Annotated in this window: 18 protein-coding genes; 1 reads left to right on the top strand and 17 read right to left on the bottom strand. The window is 69.3% G+C overall.

Annotated elements, in window-relative coordinates:
- Positions 1-119: 119 nt before the first annotated feature.
- Both erpA and AB0N68_RS09195 read right to left on the bottom strand, forming a co-directional pair.
- A complete protein-coding gene (gene erpA / locus AB0N68_RS09200; RefSeq protein ID WP_187661779.1) occupies positions 120-482 on the bottom strand; it encodes an iron-sulfur cluster insertion protein ErpA in 363 nt (120 codons plus the stop codon).
- Positions 483-548: 66 nt separating this feature from the next.
- Positions 549-1,952 carry a dipeptidase gene (locus tag AB0N68_RS09195; protein WP_187661780.1) on the bottom strand — a complete coding sequence of 468 codons (1,404 nt, stop codon included), beginning with the start codon at positions 1,950-1,952 and terminating at the stop codon, positions 549-551.
- A gap of 45 nt (positions 1,953-1,997) precedes the next feature.
- Between AB0N68_RS09195 and AB0N68_RS09190 the strand changes: the two genes are divergently transcribed.
- On the top strand, positions 1,998-2,570 hold the full coding sequence (locus AB0N68_RS09190; RefSeq protein WP_259954721.1) for a DUF3043 domain-containing protein: 573 nt from the start codon (positions 1,998-2,000) through the stop codon (positions 2,568-2,570).
- Here the strand turns inward: AB0N68_RS09190 and AB0N68_RS09185 are convergent.
- From AB0N68_RS09185 to murC, 15 genes are all read right to left on the bottom strand, one after another.
- Positions 2,545-3,582: a quinone-dependent dihydroorotate dehydrogenase gene (locus tag AB0N68_RS09185; protein ID WP_259954722.1), complete on the bottom strand. Its 1,038-nt coding sequence runs from the start codon at positions 3,580-3,582 to the stop codon at positions 2,545-2,547. The genes AB0N68_RS09190 and AB0N68_RS09185 overlap by 26 nt on opposite strands.
- A 10-nt stretch (positions 3,583-3,592) precedes the next feature.
- Positions 3,593-4,063: a transcriptional regulator NrdR gene (gene nrdR, locus AB0N68_RS09180; protein ID WP_187661782.1), complete on the bottom strand. Its 471-nt coding sequence runs from the start codon at positions 4,061-4,063 to the stop codon at positions 3,593-3,595.
- Between the two features lie 10 nt (positions 4,064-4,073).
- Complete coding sequence (hisD, locus tag AB0N68_RS09175; RefSeq protein ID WP_259954723.1) at positions 4,074-5,378, bottom strand: histidinol dehydrogenase; 1,305 nt, start codon at positions 5,376-5,378, stop codon at positions 4,074-4,076.
- A gap of 1 nt (position 5,379) precedes the next feature.
- Entirely contained in the window at positions 5,380-6,627 is a 1,248-nt protein-coding gene (locus tag AB0N68_RS09170; protein WP_280564144.1) for a hypothetical protein, read from the bottom strand.
- Positions 6,628-6,694: 67 nt separating this feature from the next.
- Positions 6,695-10,213, bottom strand: a complete 3,519-nt coding sequence (dnaE, locus tag AB0N68_RS09165) for a DNA polymerase III subunit alpha (protein WP_187661785.1) — start codon at positions 10,211-10,213, stop codon at positions 6,695-6,697.
- A gap of 74 nt (positions 10,214-10,287) precedes the next feature.
- Complete coding sequence (locus AB0N68_RS09160) at positions 10,288-10,869, bottom strand: GNAT family N-acetyltransferase (protein ID WP_363332572.1); 582 nt, start codon at positions 10,867-10,869, stop codon at positions 10,288-10,290.
- Between the two features lie 53 nt (positions 10,870-10,922).
- Complete coding sequence (locus AB0N68_RS09155; RefSeq protein WP_187661787.1) at positions 10,923-11,843, bottom strand: RluA family pseudouridine synthase; 921 nt, start codon at positions 11,841-11,843, stop codon at positions 10,923-10,925.
- A gap of 2 nt (positions 11,844-11,845) precedes the next feature.
- Positions 11,846-12,418 carry a signal peptidase II gene (lspA, locus tag AB0N68_RS09150; protein WP_283398736.1) on the bottom strand — a complete coding sequence of 191 codons (573 nt, stop codon included), beginning with the start codon at positions 12,416-12,418 and terminating at the stop codon, positions 11,846-11,848.
- 9 nt (positions 12,419-12,427) lie between these two features.
- A complete protein-coding gene (locus AB0N68_RS09145) occupies positions 12,428-13,027 on the bottom strand; it encodes a DivIVA domain-containing protein (protein WP_187661788.1) in 600 nt (199 codons plus the stop codon).
- Between the two features lie 181 nt (positions 13,028-13,208).
- On the bottom strand, positions 13,209-13,508 hold the full coding sequence (locus AB0N68_RS09140) for a YggT family protein (RefSeq protein ID WP_187661789.1): 300 nt from the start codon (positions 13,506-13,508) through the stop codon (positions 13,209-13,211).
- Between the two features lie 3 nt (positions 13,509-13,511).
- Entirely contained in the window at positions 13,512-13,985 is a 474-nt protein-coding gene (locus tag AB0N68_RS09135; RefSeq protein ID WP_187661790.1) for a cell division protein SepF, read from the bottom strand.
- 43 nt (positions 13,986-14,028) lie between these two features.
- Entirely contained in the window at positions 14,029-14,730 is a 702-nt protein-coding gene (locus AB0N68_RS09130) for a YggS family pyridoxal phosphate-dependent enzyme (protein ID WP_268777398.1), read from the bottom strand.
- A 2-nt stretch (positions 14,731-14,732) separates the two neighbouring features.
- Complete coding sequence (gene ftsZ, locus AB0N68_RS09125) at positions 14,733-15,887, bottom strand: cell division protein FtsZ (RefSeq protein ID WP_187661791.1); 1,155 nt, start codon at positions 15,885-15,887, stop codon at positions 14,733-14,735.
- A gap of 163 nt (positions 15,888-16,050) precedes the next feature.
- On the bottom strand, positions 16,051-16,974 hold the full coding sequence (locus AB0N68_RS09120; protein ID WP_280564150.1) for a cell division protein FtsQ/DivIB: 924 nt from the start codon (positions 16,972-16,974) through the stop codon (positions 16,051-16,053).
- A 3-nt stretch (positions 16,975-16,977) separates the two neighbouring features.
- A complete protein-coding gene (gene murC, locus AB0N68_RS09115) occupies positions 16,978-18,378 on the bottom strand; it encodes a UDP-N-acetylmuramate--L-alanine ligase (protein ID WP_280564152.1) in 1,401 nt (466 codons plus the stop codon).
- Positions 18,379-18,403: the final 25 nt, after the last annotated feature.

Here is an 18,403-nt window from a genome sequence, read left to right as displayed (position 1 = left end):
GACAAGGCATGTTCAAGTCTAGAGCAACCTCACACCTGATTCATGCCAACCATGCAGGTTGAGAAGCGGAACGGCCGCCGTCACGCGAGGTGACGACGGCCGTTCGCGGGAAGAACCTGTCAGTGGAAGCTGTCGCCGCAGGCGCAGCTGCCCGCCGCGTTCGGGTTGTCGATCGTGAAGCCCTGCTCCGAGATGGTGTCCTTGAAGTCGATCGAGGCGCCGTCGAGGTAGGGAACGCTCATGTTGTCGACGATGACCTCGACGCCGTCGAAGTCGACCGTCTCGTCCCCCTCGAGGAAACGCTCGTCGAAGTAGAGCTGGTAGATCAGGCCCGAGCAGCCGCCGGGCTGCACGGCGACGCGCAGACGCAGGTCGTCGCGGCCCTCCTGCTCCAGGAGGTTCTTCACCTTCGTAGCGGCGGCGTCCGTCAGCTTGACGCCGTGTGCGCTGGTGGTCTCTGCGGACAGGATGGTGTCGCTCATGTCGCTCCTCATGACGGGCCGGGTACGGGCTCTTCGACGATTCTACCGCCGGTGGGGACGGAAGGCTCAGATCTCACGCGCGTTCATACGGGCGAGCAGCAGCGCCTCGGTCGCCACGGCGTGCCGGAAGGTGTCCAGATGCAGCGACTCGTTGGGGCTGTGCGCGCGGGAGTGCGGATCCTCCACGCCGGTGACGAGGATCTGCGCCTCGGGGAACTCCCGCACGAGATCCGCGATGAACGGGATCGACCCGCCGACACCGAGATCCACCGGGGGCACACCGTACCCGTCCCGCATGGCATCCCTGGTGAGCGCGACGGCCCACCCGCTCGTGTCCACGAGGAAAGGGTTGCCGAGGTCCACGTCGGAGAAGGTCAGCTCGGCACCGAAGGGCGCGTGTGCGCGGAGGTGACGCTCGAGAGCCTCGTACGCGTCCTGGCCGGACTGTCCCGGGGCCACACGCGCGCTGATGACCACGGTCACCTCAGGGAGCAGGGTGTTCGAAGCCGCGGCGACGCTCGTCGCATCGATGCCGATGACCGTGACGGAGGGCTTGTTCCAGATGCGGCTGAGGATCGTGCCGTCACCGATGGGCGTGGTCCCCGGCAGGAGCCCGGCCTCGTCGCGCAGCGTCTCCTCGGTGTACTCGGGGGTCTCGGCGTCCCGCGCCGTCATCCCCTCGACGGCGACGGAGCCGTCCTCGTGCCACAGTGTGGCGAGGAGCCGCACGGTCGCCATCATGGCATCGGGCACCGCTCCGCCGAACATCCCGGAGTGCGAGGCGTGGTCGAGCGTGCGCACCTTCATGGTGAAGCGCGCGTTGCCACGGAGCGAGACGGTCAGGCCGGGCGTGACCGAGTCCCAGTTGCCGGAGTCCGCGACCACGATCGCGTCGGCGCGGAGGGCGTCCTTGTTGTCGGAGAGGAACTGGGCGAAGGACCGCGAACCGTACTCCTCCTCCCCCTCGACGAACATCGCGATGCCGAGGTCGAGGTCGTCGCCGAGCACCTCCGCGACCGCGCGGATCGCCCCGATGTGCGCCATGATCCCCGCCTTGTCGTCTGCGGCGCCGCGGCCGTACAGGCGGCCGTCCCGCACGGTGGGCTCGAACGGCGGCGTCTCCCACAGGGCGTCGTCCCCCGGAGGCTGCACGTCGTGGTGGGCGTAGAGGAGGATCGTCGGCTTGCCGTTCCGGGCCGCGCGCGTCGCGAGCACCGCGGGCTGACCCTGCTCGTCGGTGCCGGGGATGTCGGCACGGAGCACGGTCACCTCGTCGAAGACGCCGGTGCCACGCGCGAGGGTGGCGACGGCGTCGGCGCTGCGCTCCAGCTGCGTCTGATCGAAGGCAGGCCAGGCCATGCCGGGGATGCGCACGAGGTTCCCGAGGTCCGACAGCGCGGAGGGGATACCGGTGGCGACGGCTTCGAGGACGGCGGCGTCGGACTCGCTGGGAAGAGCAGGTGAGGTCATGCGAGTAATCTTAAGGCGACCCACCCCAGCGAACCGAGGAACCTCGTGGCCACTACCCCCGCCTCCCCTTCGACGAACGACGACGCCCCCCAGACGCCTGCCGTCGGCAAGGGACGCGCGACGCCGACCCGCGCCGAGCAGGAGGCCGCCCGTCGCCGCCCCCTCGTGGCGAACACCAAGGAGGCCAAGGCCGCGGCCCGCGCCGAGCTCAACGAGCGCCGCGCGAAGGCGCAGGCGGGCATGGCCGCAGGCGAGGAGAAGTACCTCCCCGCGCGCGACAAGGGCCCGCAGCGTCGGTGGGTGCGCGACTACGTGGACGCCGGCTGGCACCCCGCCGAGTTCGTCATGGGGGTCATGGTGCTCGTCATCCTGGCCTCGCTGCTGCCGACGAACATGATGATCTCGTTCTACGCGTACCTGTTCATGATGGCGTACCTCGTCATCGCGATCGGCGGCATGATCCTCCTCGGCATGCGGGTCAAGCGCAAGGCGGCCGCGAAGTTCGGCAACGACCGCGTCGAGAAGGGCCTCGGCTGGTACGCGGGTATGCGCGCCCTGCAGATGCGCTTCATGCGCCTGCCGAAGCCGCAGGTCAAGCGCGGGCAGTACCCGGACTGACCAGTCCCCGGTTGATCTCGCGGCCCCAGAACGGTCCGCGGTAGAGGAACGCCGTGTAGCCCTGGACCAGGGTGGCCCCGGCATCCAGACGCTCCTGCACATCCGCCGCCGTCTCGACACCGCCCACCGCGATCACGCAGAAGTCCTCGGGGACCGCGGTGCGGACGACCCGGAGGACCTCGAGCGACCGCTTCTTGAGCGGAGCACCGGAGAGACCGCCCGCGCCGGCCGCCTCGACAGCGGCCGCATCGGTGCGGAGCCCGTCCCGGCTGATCGTCGTGTTGTGCGCGATGATGCCCGCGAGCCCCTCCTCGACGGCGAGGCGCGCGATCGCGGCGATCTCGTCATCCGGCAGATCGGGGGCGATCTTCACGAGCAGCGGGGTCGCCCCGGCTGCCTCGCGGACGGCCCGCAGCAACGGCGCCAGCGTCTCGACGGCCTGCAGACCGCGAAGTCCAGGGGTGTTCGGCGACGAGACGTTGACGGCGAGGTAGTCGGCGAGCGGGGCCAGTCGGGTGGCCGACGCGACATAGTCCGCCACGGCGTCCTCGACGTCCACCACACGGCTCTTGCCGATGTTGACGCCGATCACCGTGTCGGGCGCGCCACGACGAAGCCGTGCGAGACGACGGGCTGCGGCATCCGCACCACGGTTGTTGAAGCCCATGCGGTTGATCACCGCGCGGTCCTCGACCAGTCGGAACAGCCGGGGCTTCGGATTGCCCTCCTGCGGGACGGCCGTGACCGTTCCGACCTCGACGTGCCCGAAGCCGAGGGCTGCCAGGCCACGGACGCCGACGGCGTTCTTGTCGAACCCGGCCGCAACGCCGAACGGCGAAGGGAACGTCAGCCCCAGCGCCTCGACCCGCAGGGAGGGGTCGGGCCGGGTCATCGCGCGCGTGGCCCACGAGAACGGCGGCACACCGAGCACGCGGATCACCGCCATACCGGCGTGGTGGGCGAACTCGGGATCGAAGCGCGAGAGGACGGCGCGGAAGAGCAGCGGATACATCCCTGCCAGATTACCGGTCCGCCGCCTCCGCCTTGGCGTGGTCGGCCCGGAGGTCGCCGATGGCGGACTCGAAGTCCTCGAGCGAGTCGAACGCCTGATAGACGCTCGCGAAGCGGAGGAACGCGACCTCGTCGAGCTCCCGGAGCGGTCCGAGGATCGCGAGGCCGATCTCGTTCGTGTCGAGCTGGGAGACACCGGTCTGCCGGACCGCCTCCTCCACGCGCTGCGCGAGGATCGCGAGGTCTGCCTCGGTCACGGGACGCCCCTGACAGGCCTTCCGCACTCCGGAGATGACCTTCTCCCTGCTGAACGGCTCCATGACGCCCGAGCGCTTGATGACGTTCAGGCTCGCGGTCTCCGTCGTCGAGAAACGTCCCCCGCATTCCGGACACTGGCGACGACGACGGATGGAGAGCCCGTCGTCGCTGGTGCGCGAGTCGATGACCCGGGAATCGGGGTGACGGCAGAAGGGGCAGTGCATCTGACAGATCCTACGCGGTGAAACGGGCCTCGATCGCCTCGCCGTGGGCGGGGAGCACCTCGGTGTCGGCCAGCGCGACGACGCCGTCCCGGACGGCGGCGAGGGCGTCGCGGTCGTACGACACGACCTGCTGCGGGCGGAGGAACGTGTACGCACCGAGGCCCGGGGCGTAGCGCGCCTGACCGCCCGTCGGCAGGACGTGGTTGCTGCCGGCCATGTAGTCGCCGAGACTGACCGGCGTCTGATCGCCGACGAACACGGCACCCGCGCTCGTGAAGACGGCGGCCGCCTCCTCCGCGTCGGCGAGGTGCAGTTCCAGGTGCTCCGGGGCGTAGGCATTGCTGAACGCGATCGCCGCCGCCCTGTCGTCCACGAGCACGATCGCCGACTGCGGCCCGGACAACGCCGCCGCGACGCGCTCGCTGTGCCGGGTGCGCGCAGCCTGCCGTTCGACCTCGGCCCTGACCTGCTCGGCGATCTCCACCGCGTCGGTCACGAGGACGGCCGAGGCCTGCTCGTCGTGCTCGGCCTGGCTGACGAGGTCGGCGGCGATGAGACGGGGGTCGGACGCGGCGTCCGCGACGACGAGGATCTCGGTCGCGCCGGCCTCGGAGTCCGTGCCGACGACCCCGGCCACGGCACGCTTCGCCGACGCGACGTAGTTGTTGCCCGGTCCGGATACCACGTCGACCGGATCGAGTCCCAGGCTCGCGACGCCGTGGGCGAGTGCTCCGATGGCTCCGGCCCCGCCCATCGCATAGACCTCGGAGACGCCGAGCAGCGCCGCCGCGGCGAGGATCGTCGGGTGGACACGGCCGTCCTGATCCGCCTGCGGCGGCGAGGCGAGGGCGATCTGCTGCACCCCGGCGACCTGCGCGGGGACGACGTTCATGACCACGCTGGACGGGTAGACGGCTTTGCCCCCGGGGATGTACACCCCGACGCGAGACACCGGCTGCCACCGCTGCGTGATGGTCGCTCCCTCGCCGATCCGCGTCACCTGCGGGGCGGGGACCTGCGCGGCCGAGGCGAGACGCACACGGCGGATGGCCTCCTCGAGCGCTGCGCGGACCGTGGGAGTGAGATCCGACAGGGCTTCCGCGAGGTGGGACTCCGGAACACGAACCGCGTGACCGACGACGCGGTCGAAGCGCTCCGCCTGCTCGCGCAGCGCGTCCTCGCCGCGTTCCCGCACGTCGTCCACGAGGCGCGCCGCGGTGTCGAGCGCCTCGGCCCGAGCCTGGGTCGCGCGCGGGACGGCGGCGAGCATGTCAGCGGGCGAGAGCTCGCGCCCCCGCAGATCGATCGTGCGCATGTCAGCCCTTCGTGATGCCGGCGATGTCGTGGAGGTAGCCGATACGGCCGTCGTCGTGACGCACGACGAAGGCGCCGCCCCGGTCCTCGATCACGAGTGCCCAGGCGGTCGGGCCGATGCGGAAGATCGGCTCTCCGCGTTCGTCGTGCACGTCGCGCTCCGTCGGGGCGAGGATCCAGAAGGGCTGCGCCTCAGCAGCACTCTGTCGCGGAGCGGCAGCCTGCGGATCGGCGTGGTCGCTGATCACCGGGTGCACAGCGGTCGCGTCGTCCGGTGTCGGCTCCTGGGCGGCGGCGAGCTCCTCCTCGGAGAGTGCCTTGGCGCCGAGCAGCGACTCGATGCTGCCGGTGTCGGACACGATCTCGGGCTGCTCCCCGCGGGAACGCCGCGAGTAGACCGGGGTGTACTCGGGTTCCGAGGTGACAGGGACGGTTCCGGTCCCCCCACCCGAGGCGTGTGCGGTGAGCGGAACGCGATCCGCGTCGTCCACGGAGGCGCCGCGGTCGGCGGTGGCCGTCTCACGGACGTCGACGGCGTCGTCCTGGTCCGCGGGGGTCGGCTCGAGGTGGGCATCGGCGATCACGGCCGTCTCATCCGCCGCAGGAGAGCTCGGGGGGACGGCGTCCGCAGACGCCTCGACAGCCGCCTCGGCCGCCGATCCACTCGGCGTCGCCTCGGGACGCGGGCGTGCGATCACCGGGCGCACGGGGTTCGCGTTGCGGTGGGCGAGCGTGACGAGCCGCCCCTGGAAATCCTCCTTGAGCCCCGGGATGAGAGGCGCGAAGACGGTGAGGACGACGAGGGCGGTGGAGGTGATGACCTGCACGACCGCGTTCCAGGGCAGCCCCCAGTTCCCCGTGGAGATGACCGCCGAGAGGGCGAGCCACAGGTTGCCGGCCCACACGCAGGCCGCGACCGAGAACGCCACGGAGGCGAACTGGTCGATGCCGAGCGAACCGACGCGACGGATGCCGTCCGGCGAGAAGCGCCGGAGGACGAGGAGGAAGACGGCCACCGTGGGCACGCCGATCGGCAGGATCCACTGGATGCCGATGCCCCACAGGGAGATGCCGCCGCTGAGCGGGAAGAAGGAGACGAGGAAGGAGACCAGCCAGACGCCCACGATCAGCAGCTCGCGCAGCGTGAAGCCGAGGATGCCGTACTCCGGCGTGACCTCGTCGTCGTAGAGGACGCCGTCCTCATCGCTGAACACCGCTTCGGCGTCCGGCTCGGGAAGATCCGTGCTCATAGTCGTCCTTTCCTCATCGGCGCACCACGACTTTCCGGTGCTCTCGACGGCTCCCGATCCTACCCGCTCACCCCAGACAGGTTGGTCCGAGCAGAGACTTGAGGTCACCGAAGAGGTCGGCAGAGACCTTCACCGGCATGGGCACCTCGAACACCTTCGCCGTGCCCGCGCGGTGCACGCGGAGCAGCACCTCGGTGTCCCCGCTGTGCCGCCGGAGGACCTCGGCCAGCTCCGTCATGACCCGCTCGGTGGCGCGCTGCTCGGCGAGGACGAGCGACAGCGGGCCTGCAGCGTCGAAGGAGCCGACGTCGGGTGCGAACGCGGACTGCGCATGCAGGTTCAGCCCGTCGTCACGGCGCGAGACCCGTCCACGCACCGCGAGGATGGCGTCCTGCTGCAGGGTGTGCTGGAACTCGAGGTAGGTCTTGCCCATGAACATCACGGTGACCTCACCGTTGAAGTCCTCCACGGTGATCATGCCGTACGGGTTCCCACTCGCCTTCGCCACACGATGCTGCACGCTGGTGACGAGGCCCGCCACGGTGACCTGATCGCCGTCCTGCAGATCCTCGGAGTTGTTGAGGTCGTGGATGGAGATCGAGGCGTGCTTCGCGAGCGGCACCTCGAGACCGGCGAGCGGATGATCCGAGACGTAGAGGCCGAGCATCTCGCGCTCGAACGCGAGCTTGTCCTTCTTGATCCATTCCGGACGTGGGGGCACCTTCGCGGGCGCCGCCTCCTCCATACCGTCGTAGAGACTGTCGAAATCGAAGCCGATGGCGCCCTGCGCCTCGTTCCGCTTCCTGTCGACCGCCGCCTCCACGGCGTCTTCATGGATCTCGAGGAGCGCCCGGCGGGTGTCCCCCATCGAGTCGAAGGCACCGGCCTTGATGAGCGATTCGACCGTGCGCTTGTTGGCGACGTGCAGGGGAACCTTGTCGAGGAAGTGATGGAAGGACGTGAACCGCTCGTCCTTGCGGGACTGCACGATGCCGTCGACGACGTTCGTGCCGACGTTGCGGACCGCGCCGAGACCGAAGCGGATGTCGTCGCCGACGGCCGCGAAGAAGTTGATCGACTCGGAGACGTCCGGCGGCAGCACCTTGATGCCCATCCGGCGGCACTCGTTCAGGTAGAGCGCCATCTTGTCCTTCGAGTCGCCGACGCTCGTCAGGAGCGCGGCCATGTACTCGGCCGGGTAGTGCGCCTTGAGGTACGCGGTCCAGTACGACACGAGACCGTACGCAGCGGAGTGCGCTTTGTTGAAGGCGTAGTCGGAGAACGGCAGGAGGATGTCCCAGAGCGCCTTGACCGCCCCCTCGCCGAAGCCGCGTTCGGTCATTCCGGCCGCGAACCCCGCGTACTGCTTGTCCAGCTCGGACTTCTTCTTCTTGCCCATCGCGCGGCGCAGGATGTCGGCTTGACCGAGGCTGAATCCGGCGACCTTCTGCGCGATCGCCATGACCTGCTCCTGGTAGATGATGAGTCCGTAGGACTCCTCCAGGATCTCCGCGAGCGGTTCCGCCAGTTCGGGATGGATCGGGGAGATCTCCTGCTGACCGTTCTTGCGCAGCGCGTAGTTGGTGTGGGAGTTCGCTCCCATCGGTCCAGGACGGTACAGCGCGATGAGGGCCGAGATGTCGCCGAAGTTGTCCGGCTTCATGAGTCGCATGAGCGAGCGCAGCGGCGGGCTGTCGAGCTGGAACACGCCGAGGGTGTCGCCACGGGCCAGCAGTTCGTAGACGGCGGGGTCATCGAGCCCGAGGTGCTCCAGATCGAGCTCCTCGCCGCGGTTCATCCGGATGTTGTCCAGCGCGTCCGAGATGATCGTCAGGTTCCGGAGGCCCAGGAAGTCCATCTTGATGAGGCCGAGGGACTCGCACGACGGGTAGTCGAACTGCGTGACGATCTGGCCGTCCTGCTCCCGGCGCATGATCGGGATGATGTCGAGCAGGGGCTCGGACGACATGATGACGCCGGCGGCATGCACGCCCCACTGCCGCTTCAGCCCCTCGAGCCCGAGAGCCCGGTCGAAGACGGTCTTCGCCTCCGGATCGGTCTCGATGAGGGCGCGGAACTCGCTGGCCTCCTTGTAGCGGGGGTGCGCGGAATCGAACATGCCGTCCAGCGGCATGTCCTTGCCCATCACCGCCGGGGGCATCGCCTTGGTGAGCCGCTCCCCCATGCTGAACGGGAACCCGAGCACGCGACCGGCGTCCTTGAGGGCCTGCTTCGACTTGATCGTGCCGTAGGTGACGATCTGCGCGACGCGCTCGGAGCCGTACTTCCGGGTCACGTACTCGATGACCTCGCCGCGGCGACGATCGTCGAAGTCGACGTCGAAGTCGGGCATCGAGACGCGGTCGGGGTTGAGGAAGCGCTCGAAGATCAGACCGTGCTCGAGGGGATCGAGATCCGTGATCTTCATCGCGTAGGCGACCATCGAGCCGGCACCGGAGCCACGACCCGGGCCGACGCGGATGCCGTTGTCCTTCGCCCAGTTGATGAAGTCGGCGACGACGAGGAAGTAGCCGGGGAAGCCCATCTGCAGGATGATCCCGGTCTCGTACTCGGCCTGCTTGCGCACCTTGTCCGGGATGCCGCTGGGGTACCGGTAGTGGAGGCCCTTCTCGACCTCCTTGATCAGCCAGCTGTCCTCGGTCTCGCCGTCCGGGACCGGGAACCGCGGCATGTAGTTCGCCGAGGTGTTGAACTCGACCTCGCAGCGCTCGGCGATCAGGAGCGTGTTGTCGCAGGCCTCCGGGTGGTCCCGGAAGAGCTGCCGCATCTCGGCGGCGGTCTTGATGTAGTAGCCGTCGCCGTCGAACTTGAAGCGGTTCGGGTCGTCGAGCGTGGAGCCGGACTGCACGCACAGCAGGGCGGCGTGGGCGTCGGCCTCGTGCTGGTGGGTGTAGTGCGAGTCGTTGGTGGCCACGAGCGGGATGCCGAGGTCTTTCGCGAGCCGCAGCAGGTCGGTCATGACACGGCGCTCGATGGAGAGACCGTGGTCCATGATCTCGGCGAAGTAGTTCTCCTTGCCGAAGATGTCCTGGAACTCCGCCGCCGCGGCCCTGGCGGCGTCGTACTGGCCGAGCCGGAGCCGGGTCTGCACCTCCCCCGACGGGCACCCCGTCGTGGCGATGAGACCCTTGCCGTACGTCTGGAGCAGCTCGCGGTCCATGCGGGGCTTGAAGTAGTAGCCCTCCATGCTCGACAGCGAGCTCAGCCGGAAGAGGTTGTGCATGCCCTCGGTGCTCTGGCTCCACATGGTCATGTGGGTGTAGGCGCCCGAACCCGAGACGTCGTCGCTGCGCTGGTCCGCCGAGCCCCACTGCACCCGGGTCTTGTCGCTGCGGTGCGTGCCCGGGGTGACGTAGGCCTCGAGACCGACGATGGGTTTGATGCCGGCGTTGCGCGCGGCGTTGTAGAACTCGAACGCCGCGAAGGTGTTCCCGTGGTCCGTCACCGCGATCGCCGGCATGCCGTAATCGGCGGCCGCCTGGGTCATCGCGTTGATCTTCGCGGCCCCGTCGAGCATCGAGTACTCGCTGTGCACGTGCAGGTGGACGAAGGAGTCGGATGCCATGCTTCGAGTCTACGTTCGGCCCCGGACACCGGCATGCGTCGCGCTCCCCCAGCGAGCGCGCCGCGGAACCCGGTTCACGCGTCCTCGCGGAGGTCCAGCCGCACGAGCACGCGGGGGAACCCGTCGAGCACCGAGCCCGTGTCCGCGACCTTGCGGAATCCCGCGCTCTCGAAGAGACGCCGCGTGCCCACGTACGCCATCGTCAGGTTCACCTTCGCCCCGGCGTTGTCGACCGGGTACCCCTCGACGGCGGGGGCGCCGCGCTCTCTGGCGTAGGCGACGGCTCCCTCGATGAGCGCATGCGACACGCCCTGCTTGCGGTGCCCCGGCCGGACTCGGAAGCACCACAGCGACCACACGTCGAGGTCGTCGAGGTGCGGGATGAGGCGGTTGCGCGCGAAACTCGTGTCGCGTCGAGGGTGCAGCGCCGCCCAGCCGACCGGCTCGTCGTCGAGGTAGGCGAGCACACCGGGAGGGGGATCCTGGTGGCAGAGCTCGCACACCCGGTCGGCACGCGCGGGACCGCGCAGGGAGACGTTCTCCTTGTTGCCGATCCGGTAGCTCAGACAGAAGCAGACGTTCGACGTCGGCTTCTTCGGTCCCACCACCGCCGCGACGTCGTCGAAGACCGTCGCCGGACGCACCACGATGCTCATGCGGTCAGTGTGGCGGAGACCACCGACACCGCGGAAGCGACGTTCCGCGGGACCTATTCTCCGCGGAGCACGTCCAGTGCGTGCTGGAAGTCGTCCGGATAGGGCGAGGTGAACTGCACCCAGTCCCCCGTCGTCGGATGCGCGAAGGCGAGCTGATGCGCGTGCAGCCACTGCCGGGTGAGACCGAGCCGGGCGGACAGCGTCGGGTCGGCACCGTACAGCGGATCGCCGACACACGGGTGGCGGTGCGCGGCCATGTGCACGCGGATCTGGTGGGTGCGGCCCGTCTCCAGGTGGATCTCGAGCAGGGAGGCACCGGGGAACGCCTCGAGGGTCTCGTAGTGCGTCACGGAGGGCTTGCCGTCCGGGACGACCGCGAACTTCCAGGAGTGGTTCGGGTGCCGACCGATCGGGGCGTCGATCGTACCCACGAGCGGGTCCGGATGCCCCTGCACCACCGCGTGATAGATCTTCTCGACCGTGCGCTCCTTGAACGCTCTCTTCAGCGCGGTGTAGGCGGCCTCGCTCTTGGCGACGACCATGAGCCCGCTCGTCCCCACGTCCAGCCGGTGCACGACGCCTTGACGCTCCGGCGCGCCGCTCGTGGCGACGCGGAACCCGGCGGCGGCGAGAGCACCGACGACCGTGGGGCCCTCCCACCCGAGCGAGGGATGGGCGGCGACGCCGGTCGGCTTGTCGACGACGACGATGTCGTCGTCGTCGTACACGATGCCGAGCTCGGGCACCGCGATCGGGACGATCTTCGGCCCCTCCTTCGGCTCCCACTCGACGTCGAGCCAGGCACCGCCACGCAGGCGGTCCGACTTGTCGAGGGTGACGCCGTCCAGGCGGACGCCGCCCGATCCGGCCACCTCGGCCGCGAAGGTCCGCGAGAACCCGAGGAGCTTGGCGAGGGCGGCGTCGACGCGCGTGCCATCGAGCCCGTCCGGGACGGGCAGCGACCGGGACTCCACGCTCAGCGCCCCTCGGACGCGGCGGCCGCCTCGGCGTCCTCGTCGGTCTCGACCGGGGCGTGGTCCTTCTCCCGCGTGCCGTCGAAGCGCAGTCCGAACACGACAAGCAAGGCGACCGAGATCATCCCGGTGACGATGAAGATGTCGGCGACGTTGAAGATGGCCGGCATCATCCACGGCATGGAGATCATGTCGACCACGTGGCCGACGGGAAAACCGGGCTCGCGGAACAGTCGGTCCGACAGATTGCCCAGCACGCCGCCGAGCAGGCAGCCGAGGACGACCGCCCAGAGGCGCGAACGCAGCCCGAACGCCTTCCAGACGATGACACCCGCCACCACGGCGAGAGCGATCGTGAAGATCCAGGTCACGCCGGAGCCGAGGGAGAACGCCGCGCCGGGATTGCGCACGTAGTAGAGCTGCAGGAACTCTCCGAGAACCGGGACCGCCTCGTGCAGCGGCAGGTTCTCGATCGTGAGGTACTTCACAAACTGATCGGCGGCCAGCACGACCGCTGCGAGAATCGCAACGATCGCACCGGCCGCCGACCGACGAAGGGGACGACGTCCTGACAAGAGGGCGCCTTACAGGCCGATCGCGGAGACCGGGGTGGAGTCCGTGGACGCCGACTTCTCGTCGAGCTCGCGGAGCTGGCCCTCGATGTAGCCGCGGAGCTGCGAGCGGTAGTCGCGCTCGAAGTTGCGCAGCTCGGTGATGCGGGCCTCCAGCGTGTTGCGCTCGCGCTCGAGACGTGCGGTCTCCTCGCGCTGCTTCGCCTCGGCCTCCGTGCGGATGCGGGCGACCTCGGCCTCGGCCTCGGAGATGAGCTGGTTGCGCTTCGCCTCACCCTCGGCGACGTGCTCGTCGTGCAGACGCTGCGCGAGCTCGATGATGCCGGCGGTGGCGGTCGCGGAGCCGGTCGGTGCGGCGTCGGCAGCGGGTGCCTCGACCGCGGGGGCCGGAGCGGGAGTGGCGGCAGCCGGCTCGGCAGCGGCGGGAGCAGGGGTGGAACCCGACTCGTACGCGGCGAGCTTCGCCTTCAGCTCGGCGTTCTCCTCGAGGGCCTTGCGCCACTCGATGACGATCTCGTCGAGGAAGTCGTCGACCTCGTCCGGGTCGAAGCCGTCCTTGAAGCGGACGTGCTGGAACTGCTTGGTGACGACGTCATCCGGGGTAAGTGCCATGGGTGGCTCCTCTTTCGATGAGTTCGATTGCCAGTACCGATGTATGGCGTGTTCGTGATGTGGCGCGAACCCGGGGCGCGCACCTGGGTGCCAGCATAGCCCCCGAGCCTTGGCGTCGCGATGCCACGACACCCAGGCTCGGACAACTCGCGGCGGTTCCCCGGTGCGACACGCGGGGTGGTCAGCGGATGAACAACCGGACGATGTTCATCAGGATCAGCACGACCAGCAGGGTCAGCGCGAAGCCGAAATCCAGCGACAGCTGGCCGATGCGCAGCGGAGGGATGATCCGCCGGAAGAACCGGATGGGCGGATCTGTGACGGTGTAGACCGCTTCAGCGGCCACGAGGCCGAAACCCTTCGGACGCCACTCCCGATTGAACATCGGGATGTAGTCGAGGATGAGCCGCGCGAAGAGCACGAGGATGTACACCAGCAGCATCAGATGGACGATGCTGGCGAGGACCGAGACCAGCTGCACGGTCTAGGAGTGGTCGAAGCCCGCAGACTCGGCGTCTGCGTGCGCGATGCCCCCGTGACCCGACACCGCGATGTTCTCCGGCGACAGCAGGAAGACCTTCGAGGTCACCCGCTCGATGCGACCGTAGAGGCCGAGGGAGAGACCGCTCGCGAAGTCGATGAGGCGGCGCGCATCGGCGTCGCTCATCTGGGAGAGGTTGATGATGACCGGGACGCCCTCGCGGAAGCTCTCCGCGATCAGCTGGGCGTCGCGGTACTGCTTCGGGTGGACGGTGAGGATCTCGTTCACGGCTCCTGCTGCGGGCTGGCGGACGGCGACGGGACGACGGAGCGGCGTGACGGGAGCCGGAGCCGGCTCTTCGCGGTCACGCTCACGCTCGCGCTGGGCACGGGCGGGCGCCGGCGTCTCCTCCTCGTAGACCTCTTCCTCATCGGCGAGGCCGAGATACACCATGGTCTTCTTCAGCGGGTTACCCATCGTGTCCTCCGGTTCGAACGTTTCGGGCTGGTCTTGTCACAGGTTAGCCCCGGGCGGGGCGCGGGCCCGTGATTGCGGAACCGATCCGCAGGTGTGTCGCGCCGGCGGCGATCGCCTCGGCGAAATCGCCGGTCATCCCGGCGGAGATCCAGGTCGCCTCGTGGGCGACCGATCGCACGTCGTCGGCGATCCGCCGCAGGCGGTCGAAGGCGGCCGTGGGCTCCTCATCGAGAGGAGCCACCGCCATGACGCCGCGGAGGCGCAGTGAAGGCAGGGTGAGCACGTGCTCGGCCAACGCCACCGCGGAGGCCGGGGCGACGCCTCCGCGCCCTTCGTCCTCCGTCAGATTCACCTGCACGAGCACGTCGAGCACGTCGTCGTCCACGGCGGCTCGGTGCAGGGCGTCGGCGAAGCGGTCACGGTCGACGGAGTGGACCACGTCGGCACTCCGCCTGATCGCGGAGGCCTTGTTCGTCTGGCCCTGCCCGATGAAGTGCCACTCGAGGTCGAGACCGGCGAGCTCGGTCTCCTTGGCGGTGAGCTCCTGCTGTCGGTTCTCCCCCACCGTCTGCACTCCGAGGGCGTGCAGATCGCGCACCAGGGAGGCGGGGTGGAACTTCGTGACGACGATCCGGGTGATCTCCGCCGGCGAACGGCCGGCGGCACGCGCGGCGTCGGCGATCCTCTCGTCGATCGCCGACAGCCGCGCGGCCAGGTCCGATGGCACCGAAGCGCCGACCGGCATCGTCACTTCAGGAATTCGGGGATGTCGATGTCGTCGTCGGCGAAGGCCGGCTCGATGCTCGTCGCGGGGGTGCGAGGCGCCGACGGCGCCGCGGTGGGCTCCGGCGCGCTCTTCTCCGTCGCGGGCTCGGTGGTCTCCGACAGCGCCACCTCGGGAAGCGACGCGGTCGAAGGACGCGATACGACCATCGGGTCCAGCCGCAGCGAGGGCTCGCCGCCATCGAAGCCGGCGGCGATGACCGTCACTCGGACCTCGTCGCCCAGCGTGTCGTCGATGACGGTACCGAAGATGATGTTGGCCTCCGGGTGCGCAGCCTCCTTGACGAGGTCAGCCGCATCGTGGATCTCGAAGATGCCGAGGTTCGAGCCACCCTGGATCGACAGCAGCACACCGTGCGCACCCTCGATCGAGGCCTCGAGCAGCGGCGACTCGACGGCGAGCTCGGCGGCCTTGATCGCGCGGTCGGCGCCGCGCGCCGACCCGATGCCCATCAGCGCGGACCCTGCTCCCTGCATGACCGACTTCACGTCGGCGAAGTCGAGGTTGATGAGACCAGGGGTCGTGATGAGGTCCGTGATGCCCTGCACACCGGCGAGGAGCACCTGGTCGGCGGTCGCGAACGCCTCGATCATCGAGATGCCGCGGTCGCTGATCTCGAGCAGACGGTCGTTCGGGACGACGATGAGGGTGTCGACCTCTTCCTTCAGCTTCGCGACGCCTGCCTCGGCCTGGCTCTGGCGGCGGCGACCTTCGAAGGAGAACGGCTTCGTGACGACACCGATGGTCAGGGCACCGATCGACTTCGCGATACGGGCGACCACCGGGGCACCGCCGGTTCCCGTGCCGCCGCCCTCACCCGCGGTGACGAAGACCATGTCGGCGCCGGTCAGCGCCTGCTCGATCTCCTCCGCGTGGTCCTCGGCCGCGCGGCGGCCCACCTCCGGGTCCGCTCCGGCGCCGAGCCCGCGGGTGAGCTCACGGCCCACGTCGAGCTTGACGTCGGCGTCGCTCATGAGCAGCGCCTGGGCGTCGGTGTTGACGGCGATGAACTCGACTCCGCGGAGACCGAGCTCGATCATGCGGTTGACGGCGTTGACGCCGCCACCGCCGACGCCGACGACCTTGATCACGGCGAGGTAGTTCTGGTTCTGGCTCATGGCCGGCCTCCGATTAGTAGAGCCTGGAAAGGGCGAACCTTAAACCTCAACTAGAGGTGTAAAGTATTTCCCGGTATTGCGTTCTCTCAGATCGAAGGTAAGCGCCGCCTGCCCCTGCGCGCGCAGCGACATGGGCGTGTCGCGCCATTCCCGTCGAAACAGATCAGCCGACCACCGCGACGTCGGGTGAGGTGACGTCGATCGACGAGGCGTCGGGGTTCTTCACGAGCGCGGCGGAGAGCGCGAGCGCCTTCAACCCGGAGTCCTCCTGGCTCCCCCACACGACCGTGAGGCCCGAGTCGAGGGTCAAGGTCACGTCGTCCGCCGTCGAGGCGCGGACGCCGGTCAGCGCACTGCGGATGTCGGCAGGGAGAGCGCGGACCACGAGTCCCGCGCTGCGGAACGCCGGCGAGTCCATTCCCCCCTCGACCTCCACCAGCGGCTGCCCTGCCGGGCGTTCCGCCGTCGTCGAGAGGGCGACACCTGCGGCATCCACGAGAGTGAAGCCGGCACCCGACTCGACGACCCCGATCGGCGTGCGCTCCACGATGCGCACGGTCAGATCGTGCGGCGGTCGAGCCTCCAGGGCATAGGTCTCGATGAGCGGGAACGTCAGCAGCGCCGCCTTGACCTCGCTCGTGTCGACCAGGGCGAGGGGCGTCCCGAGCTGATCCGCCAGGGCCCCCTCGATCACCGCGGGATCGATCGTCGTGGTGCCGGTGACCGTGATGCGCTGCACGGCGAAGAGCGGGCTGTAAGCGGCAGCGACACTCCCCCCGATCAGCAGCACGACGGCCCCCACAGCGCTCAGCCAGACGATGCGGCGCCGCCGCGATCGGTGGGTGAACCGACGGATCTCCGCCCTGAGCGCCTTGCGGCGGGCGCGGGCCGCGCGCCAGACGTCCATCGAGGAACGGGGGCCCGCTTCCTCCTCCGTCTCCGCGTCGTCGGGCTCGACGGGCGCGGCGACGGCACCCTCGTCCGGAGCCGCCTGAGGCGCGGGACGCCGGCGGTGGATCCGCTCGGAGGCGACGTCCGTCTCCCCCGGAGTGTCCGGAGCGCTCGGGAGCGGGGGCGGCCGGCGCATGGGCTACGCCCCGTCGGTCCGGCGCAGCGACTCCAGCACCTGCGGGATGATCTGGTAGACGTTGCCGCAGCCGAGAGTCACGACGAAGTCGCCGTCCTTCGCGACAGACGCCGTGTAGTCGGCCGCTTCCTGCCAGTCGGCGACGAAGTGCACTCGGGACGGGTCGTCGAACGCCCCGCTCACCAGCTCGCCGGTCACGCCGGGCACCGGGTCCTCCCTGGCACCGTAGACGTCCAGCATCACGGTGTGGTCGGCGAGCTCCTCCAGGACGTCTGCGAACTCCTGGTACATGTGCTGCGTCCGCGAATACGTGTGCGGCTGCTGGATGGCGATCAGCCGGCCGGACCCGGCGATGCTGCGCATGGCCTCGAGCGCCGCACGCACCTCGGTCGGGTGGTGCGAGTAGTCGTCGTAGACGGTGACCCCGCGCTCCTCGCCGTGGCGCTCGAGACGACGGATCGTCCCCGCGAAGCCCTCGACGGCGCGTACGGCGTCGCGGAGCGAATAGCCGAGCGCGAGGAGGACGGCGACGGCGCCGGTCGCGTTGATCGCGTTGTGCACGCCGGGGACCGCGAGCTGCATGCGCTCGGTCTCGCCGCCGTGCGAGACGGCGGCGGCGACGGGGCCCGAGGTGACGATCTCGCTGACGCGGACGTCGGCGTCCTCGGCCTGCCCGAACGTGAGGATGCGCGGGTGCGACAACCCGGCCAGCACGCGGAGCGCGCCGGGGTCGTCGCTGGAGATGACGACCGCCTCGGATGCCGCGTCCGCGAAACGCACGAAGGCGTCGTGGAAGGCCTCATCGGAGCCGTAGTGATCGAGATGATCGGGGTCGACGTTCGTGATGAGCGCGACCGCGGTGTCGTAGAGGAGGAAGGTCCCGTCCGACTCGTCGGCCTCGATGACGAAGAGGTCGCCGTTCCCGGTCGCGCTGGAGGTGCCGAGCTGCTCGATCACGCCGCCGTTGACGAAGTGCGGATCGGCGCCGAGCGCGCGCAGAGCCGTGACGATCATGCCCGTCGAGGTGGTCTTGCCGTGGGCGCCGGCCACCGAGACGAGGCGTCGGGTGCCGATCAGCCAGTGCAGGGCCTGAGAGCGGTGGATGACGTGGAGGCCGCGCTCCTTGGCGGTGACGAACTCGGGGTTCTCCGGCCAGATGGCACCGGTGTGCACGACCGTGTCGGCGTCGCCGAGGTGGGCGGCGTCATGACCGACGTGGACGGTCGCCCCCGCGGCGGCCAGCGCCCGTAGGTTGTCGCTGTCGGCGCGGTCGCTGCCGGAGACGCGGATGCCCGCGTCGAGGAACATCTTCGCGAGTCCGCTCATCCCGGATCCACCGATGCCGATGAAGTGCGCGGAGGTGATCGTGTCGGGGATGGGGAGGGAGAGGTCGGGTCTGATCATGTCCGCTTCAGTCTACTTTTCGTTC

The sequence above is a fragment of the Microbacterium meiriae genome, from assembly GCF_040685015.1.
GTDB lineage: Bacteria > Actinomycetota > Actinomycetes > Actinomycetales > Microbacteriaceae > Microbacterium > Microbacterium meiriae.
This window is presented reverse-complemented; position numbering and strand designations above follow the sequence as displayed.